This window comes from Mucilaginibacter sp., from assembly GCF_039207105.1.
Classification (GTDB): Bacteria; Bacteroidota; Bacteroidia; order Sphingobacteriales; family Sphingobacteriaceae; genus Mucilaginibacter.
In genome coordinates, this window is sequence record NZ_JBCECK010000152.1 from 1 (window position 1) to 11,605 (window position 11,605).

An 11,605-nucleotide genomic window follows, 5' to 3' on the forward strand; every position below is an offset into this window, starting at 1 on the left:
TTTGCCGAAAACTGCAATACCGAAATGGTTGATCTTGATCCGCTGGCATCAGATGATAAAGAGCAGATCCAGGCATTGTTGCGCAAGCACATCAGCCTTACCGGCAGTAAGCTGGCACAGGAAATACTGAACAACTGGAACGAGGCATCTACCCAGTTTGTAAAGGTGTATCCGAAAGAGTATAAAAAAGTATTAGAGAAATTACAATATCAAACAATAGGCTAATTAGCAATGGGAAAACCAACAGGATTTCAGGAGTTTGACAGGGAATTGCCAGGCAAGGTTCCCGCTGCTGAGCGTGTAAAGAACTATAACGAGTTTGTTAATTTATATACCGACGAGAAACTGAACCAGCAATCGGCCAGGTGTATGAATTGCGGTATCCCTTTTTGCCACTCGGGTTGTCCGCTTGGTAATATTATTCCGGAGTTTAATGATGCTGTGTATCGTAAAAACTGGGAAGAGGCTTACCATATTTTATCATCAACTAATAACTTCCCGGAGTTTACAGGCCGTATTTGCCCTGCACCTTGCGAATCAGCATGTGTGTTAGGTATTAATAAACCTGCTGTTGCTATTGAGGAAATTGAAAAACATATTATTGAAATAGCTTACCAGAAAAACCTGGTAAAACAAACCGCGCCGCTGGTTAAAACCGGTAAAAAAGTAGCCGTGGTTGGTTCGGGTCCGGCTGGTTTGGCTGCTGCCGCGCAATTAACCAAAGCAGGCCACGCTGTAACCGTTTTTGAGCGCGATGATAAACCAGGAGGTTTATTACGTTATGGTATCCCTGATTTTAAATTAGAAAAATGGGTTGTTGAGCGCCGTGTGGAGGTAATGGAGAAAGATGGTGTTGTATTTAAATGCAACAGCGAAGTAGGTGTTAACGTAGCTGCCGATGAACTGGTGCGCAGCCATGATGCTGTAGTATTGGCAGGTGGTTCAACCATTCCGCGTAACCTGAACATTCCGGGCCGTGAGTTAAAAGGTATCCACTTCGCGATGGATTTCCTGAAACAACAAAACAAACGCGTAAGCAATATTGCTGTTGATGCCGAAGATATACTGGCTACAGATAAAGACGTAGTAGTTATAGGCGGTGGCGATACAGGCTCTGACTGCGTGGGTACATCAAACCGCCAGGGAGCACGTTCAATTAAACAGTTTGAGGTGATGTTTCAACCGCCAGAAAAGCGTACCAAGCATATGCCGTGGCCAACTTATCCTATGGTGATGAAAACCACCAGCTCGCATGAAGAAGGCGCAGATCGTTTCTGGGGAGTTAACACCCTGGAGTTTTTAGGCGATGCTGATGGTAACCTGAGAGCCCTTAGAGTAGTTGACGTGGAGTGGGAGCAAGACTTTTTAGGTCGCCCGGTAAAATTCCATACGGTTGAAGGTTCTGAGCGTGAAATACCTTGCCAGCGTGTATTCCTGGCTATGGGTTTCCTGCACCCGCAATTTGAAGGCATGATGCACCACTTAGGTGTTGAGTTGGATGAGCGTAAAAATGCTAAAGCTAAAGAGGGTGTTTATCGCACCAATGTAAGCAAAGTGTTTACCGCTGGTGATATGCGCAGAGGCCAGTCATTGGTAGTATGGGCCATATCTGAAGGCCGTGAAGCAGCCCGCAAGGTTGATGAGTTTTTAATGGGACACTCGGTGCTGGAAAGCAAGGATGCAGTGAACCAGTTTGATCAAGTATTTTAATCAGTGTTCTAATTAAATTATAAATCCAAAATCCAAAAGCCGGGCTCTTTAAAAAGACCCGGCTTTTTTGTTTGATGATGAATCACTGACTATTCTTAATGTCTTTGCGAGGAGGAACGACGAAGCAATCGCTAATTTGTCTGAACCACGATTCAACAGATTTATTAGATTTAAGGATTCAACTCACTTTATATAATCAGGGTAATCTTTAAATCCCTAAAATCGTGGTTCAGACAAATTTGCGATTGCCGCGCTACGCTCGTATGATATGTTTTATGTCTGCTTTTTTACAATGCAGGTTGCATCTTGGTAGTAATACCAATTCTGTTCCAGGCGTTGATGGTGATAATGGCCATAATTACCTGCGCAAGATATTTTTCATCTAAAATAGCGGCGGCGGCTTCATAGGTTTTATCAGATACGTGATTCTGTATCAGCGTTACTTCTTCGGTTAGGGCAAGTATTACTCTTTCTTCTTCAGTGAAGAAAGGAGTGTCTCTCCAGGCATTCAGGGCATAAATGCGTTGTTCGGTTTCGCCGGCTTTGCGGGCGTCTTTAGTGTGCATATCAATACAATAAGCACAGCCATTTATTTGTGATGCACGTATTTTTATCAGCTCTTTATGTGTTTTAGTTAAATCACTGTGTTCAATATAGGCGCTTAAAGTAGCTAATGCTTTATATGCTTCAGGTTCTACTTTTGGAATTTCAATTCTTGATTTCATTTTCTTGTTGTTTTTTGTTATCCAAAGGTGGGGACAAAAGCAGCCTCAAAAAATGAATCAAGATTAAGAAAATCAGATAAGGTGTTAATCTTTTTTCGCTCTTATTTTGCTCATGAATTGCGGAGTAAAACCCAGGTAAGATGCCAGCATATATTGAGGAATGCGCTGCATAAATTCAGGAAAACGCTTGCTGAAGTTGCGATACCGCTCTTCGTCACTAAAACTATAAATATATTCAATACGTTTTTGCGCGGCGGTAAATGCCCGCTGCTGCACAATCCTGAAATAGCGTTCCAATCTGGGTACTTTTTTAAAAAGTTCTTCCAGCTTGTTTTTATTAATGCTAATAATCTCTGAATTTTCGACGGCTTGGATATAGTAATTGGATGGCTTTCCGCTTTCTAGGCTGTAGTAATCGCTTAACCACCAGTTTTCAATGGCAAACTGGGTTATTTGTTCGTTAAGCTTTTTGTTGATGAAATACAGGCGCAGGCAGCCTTGGCTTACAAAATAAATTTCCTTACAGCTTTGATCCGGCTGCAGCAGGAAAGCTTTCTTTTTAACAGATTTTACGGCTACAGCCAAGTTGATCAGTTCGATATCAGTATCGCTTAAATCAATGAATTTTTTAATATGATCTGTAAGGTTGTTCAACATATTTGAATAACCGAATATAAAAGGAAATTATATAAAAAGACACATGTAATGCGCCGCTACAAAATCATACCGTGTCGAGACGTATCACATGCATCTAAAATATTCCAACGCTAAATTATGCAGCTGGCTTTTCTACATACTCTTTTAACGATGTGCCAACGATATGAGTCCAGCCTTTGGTAAAGCTTTCTACTGCAAAATCTTTTAGCGGCGGGAAGGTTTCCAATCCGATATGGGTAAGCACTACTTTTGTTTTATCTCCCTGTGGGAATAGCTCCCAGGTAACTTCCGAGTAGCCATCATAGCCTTCGTAGGTCCAGGAGTGGGATAGCTTCTTGCCTTCAATAACCTCGGTTACCTTACATCTATGTACGTAGGTTTGCTCTTTGCTTCCACCCTTAAAGGTAAACTCAAAGCCAACTACAGGTTTAAAATCCGGGATGTTAAAATACCACTCCTTCATTTTGTTGTTATCGGTAATGGCCTGCCAAACTTTATCGGCAGGGGCATTGTAAATACGGTCGATCACAAAAGGTTGTGCGCTCATAATTTTTCATTTTTACGGTTAATATTATCGGTTGATTGTTTTTCCTGATCAAGAAACTGGCCCAACGCGTCCAGTTTTTGGCTCCAGAACCTGCGGTATTGCTCAGCCCAGTCGGTAACCTCTTTGAGCTGTTTCAGGTCGGCATGGCAGAATCGTTCGCGGCCTTGCTGCTTAATCACCAGTAAACCGCACGAGGTTAATATTTTAATATGCTTGGATACCGCGGGGCGACTAATGTCAAAATTATCGGCCACAGCATTCAGGTTCATGCTTTGATGGGCAATCAGGTTAATGATCTCCCGGCGGGTGGGGTCGGCAATTGCTTTAAAAATATCTTTACTCATAATCTTGAAAATGGATATGAAACCATTTGGTTACAAATTTAAATGAAACCTTTTGATTACGCAATAGTGAAGTGAAAAAAATATAAGAAGGGTAGATGGAGGGGTAAATTATGAGTTTATGCTATGTGAGAATCTAATAATCAGCACAATCAGTAAGGGTGTATCTTAAAATAATTTAAGCTGCTGTTGTACCGGTGGCTTTGCTTTGCCAAAAACTGTTTGGCCGCCATATTTCCAGGAATTTTCGCGTTCTTGGGCCACTACCTCATCAAAATTGGTGTTGGGGGTAAAATCTTTTTCGGCATTTACGGCAACCTGGTGCAGGCGTTTAATGGCCTCATTTTTTTCGGATTGGCCCAGCTTGGCCTTTTGCACAGCGTTTTGAAGGGTGCTGATGGTTTCGTCATAAATTTTGGTAGGTACAGGGAAAGGAGCCCCATCCTTACCTCCATGTGCAAAAGAAAACCTTGCCGGATCTTTAAACCGTGAAGGCGTACCATGAATTACCTCGCTTACCAGCGCGAGTGATTGCAGTGTTCGCGGGCCCAGGCCCTGCAGCAACAATAGTTCTTCAAAATCGGCGGGTTGTTTTTCGTGAGCCAGCCACAATACGGTGCCTAATCGTTTCAAATCAACATCTTTAGCCGTTACCTGGTGGTTACCCGGCATTACCAGTTTATTGATCTCCCGAAGCATATGTTCCGGGTTTTCGGCAGCTATTTGCATTACACCGTTACGGGAACTATCTGCCTGTTGATCGGTCATGTTGAGGATAAGGCCATGATTTTGGCCATATATGAACGTATGGGGATCATTAACAAAGGAGGTAAGCTGTTCTGAATGCCAGTGATAGCGGCGGGCAGTACTGCTGGCATCGCTCATGCCCTGTTGTACTACCGCCCATTTGCCGGTATCGCTCAGGATAAAATTATGGGTATACAACTGAAAACCATCCTGTATGGCGGTATTATCAACTTTAGCGCTTAGTTTGCTGCATTTTACCAGGTGGTTGCCGTCGAGGCCGGTTTGTTCGCTTATTTTAAGCAGCTCGGCCGGGGTTTGTTTGGAGTGTTTGCCCTTGCCGCCGCAAATATAAATACCCAGCTCTCGGCTGTGCGGATTAATGGCACGTTTCAGGGCACCCATTACCGAGGTGGTAATGCCCGACGAATGCCAGTCCATCCCCATTACCGCGCCCAGACTTTGAAACCAGAAAGGATCGCTCAGGCGGCGTAGTACCTCATCCTTGCCATAATCAATCACAATATTTTCGACCACGGCAAGCCCCAACTTAGCCATACGTTCGGCCAGCCATTGAGGCACATAACCATAATGTAAAGGCAGATCAGCGCTTCCGGATCGTTTCATGCTAACAAAGTTTGACCGTTGATTGGTTTATGATTTCGTTGATGACGTTGATGATTTTGACCGTTGATTAGTTTATGATTTTGATTGTTGATTATTATTTTCACTGTATTTTTTAAATTTAGGCATTTACGATTACATGTAAACTGTAAATAGCAAATTTTCAAGCTTCAGCGAAATCAGCGTAATTAAACAAATCAACGGTCAAGAATCAACGAAATCATAGTAATCAATAAAAAATCAGCGGTCAATCTGCTTCAGTTTCCTGTAAATACATGGCGTCAATATCGGCGGCGTATTTCTTTTCAATTACTTTGCGCTTAGCTTTCATGGTTGGGGTAATTTCGCCCTCGTCCATGCTGAATGGGTTGCGTTTTACTTTGAAGGCTTTTATGCGTTCAAACTTGGCCAGCTCGTTGCTCAGTTTGCGCAGGTCCTGGCCAATCCAATCAACCAGTTCCTTATCTTCAATAAACACATCGGGCTGCTCAAAAAACGCGTCTTTAAGGCCAAAAGTTTCCTGCATGGTTTCGCGCGACGGAACGATGATCGCGGTAACGTACTCGCGTTTGTCGCCTACTAAAAATATTTGTTCAATTTTAGGGCTTTTAAGATAGGTATTCTCAACTGGGGTAGGGTATATGTTTTTGCCGTAAGCATTTACCAGCATGTTTTTCAAACGATCGGTAATTTGCAGGTTACCGCGGTAAAAACGGCCGATATCGCCGGTATGGAACCATCCATCTTTATCAATCACGGTAGCGGTTTCTTCGGGCTTGTTCCAATAACCTTTCATTACGCAATGCCCGCGAACGATGATCTCGCCCTCTTCCGATTGCAGGTTTTCCTTGAACGAATCGTGGGTTTGTATGGTGTAAATATGCTGGTTGTCTACATTTTGTATAGCTACCTCAATACCTGGAATAATGCGACCAACAGTACCATAAATTACGCGGTGATGCTCGGTAACCGCCATAACAGGTGATGTTTCGGTAAGCCCGAAACCTTCCAGGATGATAATACCCAGATCGCCAAAAAATTCACCGATGTTTTTAGGTAACGCGCCACCGCCCGATACCATGAATTTTAAACGACCGCCTGTTTTTTCCTTTATTTTACTGAATACTAATTTTTCTGCCAGTTTTTGCTGACTGCTCAGGATCAGGCCCGGTGTTTTACCGGCTTCCTTAACCAACCGGTATTTTTTACCGATCTCAAGTGCCCATAAAAATATTTTTGTTTTTACGCCTCCGGCAGATGTTCCGTTTTTGATAGCTCTGTCATGAATGCGCTCCAGCAAACGTGGTACGCAGTTGAGTACGGTTGGCTTAACTTCTGCCATGTTTTTTGCCAACAGCTCTAAACTTTGTGCAAAGGCTATTTTACAACCTTTATACAAGCAAATATGATAGGTAGCTGTACGCTCAAATACGTGCGATAGCGGCAGGAACGACAGGAACAGATCGGTTTTCTCGATAAACGGAATCTGTATCAGGCTGTTAATTACGTTTTGGGTAAGGTTATGGTGTGTAAGCATCACTCCCTTAGGTATACCCGTAGTGCCCGATGTATAAATGAGGCAGGAAACATCTGTTGTTAAAATGGCTTCACGGGCAGCGTTTATAGCATGATGATATTGCTCAATCATAGCCAGGCCTTCAGTTATTACCTGGTCAAATCCAATAACACCGGCGTTGAGGTTAAGCTTATCGCTGTATTTTTCAAAATCATCAAACGCGGGTATAATGCGTATTAACGACTCGCAATTATTAGCCACCTTCAGCACCTTACGAAACAGGAACGGATTTCCTGTTATGATCGTTTTAGCACGCGAATCATTCAGGATATACTCAATCTCGTTTTCGGTAAGGGTAGGGTATATGGAGGTATTGATAGCGCCTATCTGCTGCAGGGCCTGATCGTAATAAACATAATCGGGTCCGTTTTCAATTAATAAAGCAAGGCGGTCGCCTTTTTGTACGCCCATGTGCAGAAACCAGGCCGATATGGCATCTATTTTGTCAAGGGCTTGCCTGTAAGTTATCTCAACCCACGTGTCCTTAACTTTATGCATTAAAAAAGTTTCGCTATCGGGGTGTATGTTGGCTACAACATTGCGTATGAAACTTGGAACGGTTGATAGTTCGATTACCTGGCTCATTGAATGAAATGGATACGAGAAAAATACTGGGGTCAAACTTATGTTTTTTAATGTTAAAACTAAAATGAAATGGCGTTTATCCCCATATTCGGTGATGGGTGTATGAAATGCATATTTTGAAGTTGCATGGCATACAAATTACTCACCCGGTCTACGCTACGCTGGACCGCCCTCTCTTCGCCTGCGGCGGAAAGAGGGCAAGAAAAAAATGATAAAGAGGAAAGAAAAAATTCTTACCCTCTTTCCAGCGAAGCTGAAGAGAGGGTCGACAAGCGTAGCGATGTCGGGGTGAGTCAATAAACGCCTTGCTTTGCTAAACATACTTTTAGACAAGGTTATCTTCATGTGAAAGGGTAATTTTCCTGTCCTAAAACATAATGGCTCCATAAATTATTAAACTATAAATCATCAATTATGGAGCAAGGCAGTGTTGTTATTATATTCCCGCATCAGCTATTCAAGAAACATCCTGCCGTAAAGAAAGAATGCACGGTTTATTTGATTGAGGAAACCTTGTTTTTTAATCAATACAACTTCAATAAAAAGAAATTGCTGCTGCACCGGGCTTCGATGAAATATTACGCGGATCATCTTACCAAAAATGGTGCAACAGTAAACTATATAGATGCTCAGGATAGCAAAGCGGATATACGCTCTTTGATTATTTACTTCGCTAAGCATGGTGTTACAAAAATTCATTATGCTGATGTAGCTGATAACTGGCTTGACCGCCGACTTACCCACGCCTGTGCCAAAAACAATATCGGGTTGATTAAATACGATAGCCCCAACTTTTTAAATAATGCGGAAGATGTAGCCGAATATTTCGATAAGAAGAAAACCTATTTTCAAACCGATTTCTATAAGGAGCAACGTAAACAGCGGGATATTTTAATGGAACCTGATGGTAAACCTATGGGCGGCAAATGGACATATGATAACGAGAACCGGCTGCGTTTTCCTAAAAATGAAGTTGTACCCTTGTTAAATGTGCCCGCGCAAAATAAATACATTACCGAAGCTGAAGAATATGTAAACAAGCATTTTGCCCATAATCACGGTACCACCTCATCGCCTTTTGGAAACCTGAAAGGTTTTTACCCTATAAACCATGCTGATGCCGAAAAATGGCTTGATGATTTTTTAAAGCAGCGTTTACACAATTTTGGTATTTATGAGGATGCTATGGTTGCTAATGAAAGCTTTCTGTATCATTCCGTATTGTCTCCGTTGATTAATATTGGTTTGCTTGATCCGCAGCAGGTGATCAATAAGGTACTGGATTTTTCGGCAGATCAGGATATTCCATTAAATTCACTGGAAGGCTTTATAAGGCAGGTGATGGGCTGGCGGGAGTTTATCCATATCGTTTACGAGCGGGAAGGCTCAGGCCAGCGTACCAAAAATTACTGGGGCTTTAAGCGTAAAATTCCGAAGTCGTTCTGGAACGCTGCCACGGGTATCCATCCTGTTGACGTGGTAATCAAAAAAGTACTGGTCACTGGCTATACCCACCATATTGAAAGGCTCATGGTAATGGGAAATTTTATGCTGCTTTGCGAATTTGACCCCGACGATGTGTACCGCTGGTTTATGGAAATGTATATTGATGCCTACGACTGGGTGATGGTGCCCAATATCTACGGGATGACTCAATTTGCCGATGGTGGGCTCATGATGACTAAACCCTACATCAGCGGCAGCAATTATTTACTAAAAATGGGCGATTGGAAAAAAGGCCCCTGGCAGCAAATTTGGGATGGTTTGTTCTGGCGTTTCATGCATGTGCACCGCAAATTTTTTGAAAACAATCCGCGTTTAAGTATGCTGGTACGGTCGTTTGATAAAATGCCGGCAGATAAACAGAAGGAACATTTAAGCCATGCCGACAGTTTTTTGAAGACTTTGGACAAATAACGCTTTACGAAAGTTGTATACCCTATATTAACATATTGGTTTTTTAATGTAAAAATAAACTCGTAAATATGTTAAGCCATGAGGTATACCTTATCAACCGTTATAGTGTTACTTGGGTTTGCGATAAACTCCCGGGCGCAAACAATTGTGGACTATCAACATCGAATAGACATTATCAACTCCAATATTTATAAAACCTTTTACAACAAAAAGGCTGGTTTGTATTTTGAAACCAATAATGCGGCTGATAATAAAGGCAATTATTCCTTTTTGTGGCCGCTCTGCGCACTGGTGCAAGCCGCTAATGAGCAGGAAGAGGCTGATCCATCAAAACAATACATAGCACCTGTACTGCGGGCTATTAATAAATACTATTCGGCCCGACCGCCTGCACCGGCTTACCAGGCTATGGTGGCCAGGAAAAAGGTTGATTCGCGATTTTATGATGATAACGAGTGGGTAGCTATTGCCCTGATGGATGCCTATGATCGTACGCAACAGAAGCAATACCTTGATATATCTAAAATGATATACAAATTCCTGCTCACCGGGCACGATCAGGTTGGTGGCGGCGGTTTTTACTGGCAGGAAGGGAAAACCAAAAGCAAAAATACCTGCTCAAACGGGCCTGCCATACTGGTGGCCCTGCATCTTTACAAAGCAACCGGGCAAAAGGCTTATCTGGATACGGCTATTGCTACTTACAACTGGACAAAGCAGCACCTGCTATCAGCCCAAGACGGGATCTATTATGATGCTATTAGGGTGCCTGAAATGAAAGTAGATTCTGCTTATTACACTTACAATTCGGGCACCATGCTGCAGTCGGCTGTACTTTTGTACAATGCTACCCATGAAAAAAAATATTTGGACGATGCTCAAGACCTTGCCCGTAGTGCTGAAAAATATTTTTACAAGGATGGCAAGCTGCCGGGTGGTTACTGGTTTAACGCCGTAATGTTGCGCGGCTATCTGGAGCTATACAATATTGATTATAATAAAACCAGTCTGCAATTTATTATTGATGATGCCAACCGCATTTGGACTCAGGAGCGTGACGAACACAATTTATTAGGAACCAAAAAGGTAAAAACATTAATTGACCAGGCCGCTATGCTGGAAATATATACCCGGCTAATGAACGCCGATTTTTGATAGATTAGAACAGATACTGAATAAATAGAATCATATATAGATTCCCTCCCTACATCCTCCCGGGGGAGGGAATCGCACAAACCCCAGCTTTTTATTGACTATTACTCTTGGCCGGAAAAATAAAAAAGCGGAATATGCTTATTATTCCGCTTTCTATATTTTTAGGGGAGTAATTTTACCAAACTTCAAACACCTGACCAGTTAATGCACCAAATACGCTTTTAATGTAAGCGTTGGTTACTTTTTCCATAGTTACCGGTATGTGCCCGGGGAAATAAGGGAAATAGCCAGGAGAATCTTCAATAACGCCGGGGCTTACGGCGTTGATACGTACACCGTTTTCCAGTTCAATAGAGGCAGACCTTGCAAACGCATCGATACCGGCATTGATCGTGCTCAGGTTTGAGCCCATAATAATAGGATCTATAGATAAAATGCCTGAAGTTAGTGTAAATGAACCCTTAGGGTTAACGTAATGCTGGCCAATAAGCACCAGGTTTATTTGACCTAATAGTTTGCTTTGCAGCCCGATGTTAAAATCTTTAGCTGTCATTGATTTAAACGGGCCCATGTAACCATTGCCTGTAACACTGATAAGCGCATCAAAATTACCAACCTGTTTATAAAACGCTTCGATTGATTCAGTTGATGTGATATCAACCTGTACATCGCCGCTTTTTGAGCCGGCTGTAACAATTTCATTTTCACCGCGAACGGCCTCGGTTAATTTTTTGCCTATGGTGCCACTGGCGCCTACAATAACTATTTTCATAATGATGGTTTATTTAGGAATAAATAATGGTTTTGGCTATTGAGAATTAAAGACCAGTTTAAGCATAATGTTTTACAGAAAAAAGGTTTTGTATAAAAAACGTTGGATGATTTTTCTGCTAAGTACCCATTACCTCAATTGCCATTGCGAGCGATAGCGTGGCAATCGCAAACTTTACAGAGAGAACTTGCATAGTTCGCGATTGCTTCGTTCCTCGCAATTGTAAGGGTTTAGTAATTCGGTAATAGAATT

Annotated in this window: 11 protein-coding genes; 4 read left to right on the forward strand and 7 right to left on the reverse strand. The window is 42.2% G+C overall.

Features of this window, described 5'->3' with window-relative positions; translation table 11 throughout:
• Nucleotides 1–225 (forward strand): hypothetical protein (locus AAGC65_RS21350; protein ID WP_343114491.1); only part of this gene is annotated, 225 nt, incomplete at its 5' end.
• Nucleotides 226–231: 6 nt separating this feature from the next.
• Nucleotides 232–1,710, forward strand: a complete 1,479-nt coding sequence (locus AAGC65_RS21355; protein WP_343114492.1) for a glutamate synthase subunit beta — start codon at nucleotides 232–234, stop codon at nucleotides 1,708–1,710.
• A gap of 287 nt (nucleotides 1,711–1,997) precedes the next feature.
• On the opposite strand, the gene AAGC65_RS21360 is transcribed toward AAGC65_RS21355, so the two are convergent.
• From AAGC65_RS21360 to AAGC65_RS21385, 6 genes are all read right to left on the reverse strand, one after another.
• Entirely contained in the window at nucleotides 1,998–2,435 is a 438-nt protein-coding gene (locus AAGC65_RS21360) for a carboxymuconolactone decarboxylase family protein (RefSeq protein ID WP_343114493.1), read from the reverse strand.
• Between the two features lie 84 nt (nucleotides 2,436–2,519).
• The gene (locus tag AAGC65_RS21365; protein ID WP_343114494.1) at nucleotides 2,520–3,092 is read right to left on the reverse strand and encodes a Crp/Fnr family transcriptional regulator; all 573 of its coding nucleotides are present in this window, start codon (nucleotides 3,090–3,092) and stop codon (nucleotides 2,520–2,522) included.
• Nucleotides 3,093–3,207: 115 nt separating this feature from the next.
• A complete protein-coding gene (locus tag AAGC65_RS21370; protein ID WP_343114495.1) occupies nucleotides 3,208–3,639 on the reverse strand; it encodes an SRPBCC domain-containing protein in 432 nt (143 codons plus the stop codon).
• Nucleotides 3,636–3,983, reverse strand: coding sequence for a metalloregulator ArsR/SmtB family transcription factor (locus tag AAGC65_RS21375; RefSeq protein ID WP_343114496.1), 348 nt, complete (start codon nucleotides 3,981–3,983; stop codon nucleotides 3,636–3,638). Before AAGC65_RS21375 ends, AAGC65_RS21370 begins: the two co-directional genes overlap by 4 nt.
• 165 nt (nucleotides 3,984–4,148) lie before the next feature.
• On the reverse strand, nucleotides 4,149–5,351 hold the full coding sequence (locus tag AAGC65_RS21380) for a DUF763 domain-containing protein (RefSeq protein WP_343114497.1): 1,203 nt from the start codon (nucleotides 5,349–5,351) through the stop codon (nucleotides 4,149–4,151).
• Nucleotides 5,352–5,595: 244 nt separating this feature from the next.
• Nucleotides 5,596–7,509 carry a long-chain fatty acid--CoA ligase gene (locus AAGC65_RS21385; protein WP_343114498.1) on the reverse strand — a complete coding sequence of 638 codons (1,914 nt, stop codon included), beginning with the start codon at nucleotides 7,507–7,509 and terminating at the stop codon, nucleotides 5,596–5,598.
• A gap of 414 nt (nucleotides 7,510–7,923) precedes the next feature.
• On the opposite strand from AAGC65_RS21385, the gene AAGC65_RS21390 reads away from it, so the two are divergent.
• Both AAGC65_RS21390 and AAGC65_RS21395 read left to right on the forward strand, forming a co-directional pair.
• Nucleotides 7,924–9,426, forward strand: coding sequence for a cryptochrome/photolyase family protein (locus AAGC65_RS21390; protein ID WP_343114499.1), 1,503 nt, complete (start codon nucleotides 7,924–7,926; stop codon nucleotides 9,424–9,426).
• A gap of 78 nt (nucleotides 9,427–9,504) precedes the next feature.
• A complete protein-coding gene (locus AAGC65_RS21395) occupies nucleotides 9,505–10,581 on the forward strand; it encodes a glycoside hydrolase family 76 protein (protein WP_343114500.1) in 1,077 nt (358 codons plus the stop codon).
• Between the two features lie 175 nt (nucleotides 10,582–10,756).
• Here AAGC65_RS21395 and AAGC65_RS21400 read toward each other — a convergent pair whose 3' ends face one another.
• Nucleotides 10,757–11,353 carry a short chain dehydrogenase gene (locus AAGC65_RS21400; protein ID WP_343114501.1) on the reverse strand — a complete coding sequence of 199 codons (597 nt, stop codon included), beginning with the start codon at nucleotides 11,351–11,353 and terminating at the stop codon, nucleotides 10,757–10,759.
• Between the last annotated feature and the right edge of the window lie 252 nt (nucleotides 11,354–11,605).

What these genes read in the sequence shown, in the direction of transcription:
- AAGC65_RS21355 (WP_343114492.1), top strand. Translation starts at nt 232, where the DNA reads ATGGGAAAACCAACAGGATTTCAGGAGTTTGACAGGGAATTGCCAGGC.
- AAGC65_RS21360 (WP_343114493.1), bottom strand. Translation starts at nt 2,435, where the DNA reads ATGAAATCAAGAATTGAAATTCCAAAAGTAGAACCTGAAGCATATAAA.
- AAGC65_RS21365 (WP_343114494.1), bottom strand. Translation starts at nt 3,092, where the DNA reads ATGTTGAACAACCTTACAGATCATATTAAAAAATTCATTGATTTAAGC.
- AAGC65_RS21370 (WP_343114495.1), bottom strand. Translation starts at nt 3,639, where the DNA reads ATGAGCGCACAACCTTTTGTGATCGACCGTATTTACAATGCCCCTGCC.
- AAGC65_RS21375 (WP_343114496.1), bottom strand. Translation starts at nt 3,983, where the DNA reads ATGAGTAAAGATATTTTTAAAGCAATTGCCGACCCCACCCGCCGGGAG.
- AAGC65_RS21380 (WP_343114497.1), bottom strand. Translation starts at nt 5,351, where the DNA reads ATGAAACGATCCGGAAGCGCTGATCTGCCTTTACATTATGGTTATGTG.
- AAGC65_RS21385 (WP_343114498.1), bottom strand. Translation starts at nt 7,509, where the DNA reads ATGAGCCAGGTAATCGAACTATCAACCGTTCCAAGTTTCATACGCAAT.
- AAGC65_RS21390 (WP_343114499.1), top strand. Translation starts at nt 7,924, where the DNA reads ATGGAGCAAGGCAGTGTTGTTATTATATTCCCGCATCAGCTATTCAAG.
- AAGC65_RS21395 (WP_343114500.1), top strand. Translation starts at nt 9,505, where the DNA reads ATGAGGTATACCTTATCAACCGTTATAGTGTTACTTGGGTTTGCGATA.
- AAGC65_RS21400 (WP_343114501.1), bottom strand. Translation starts at nt 11,353, where the DNA reads ATGAAAATAGTTATTGTAGGCGCCAGTGGCACCATAGGCAAAAAATTA.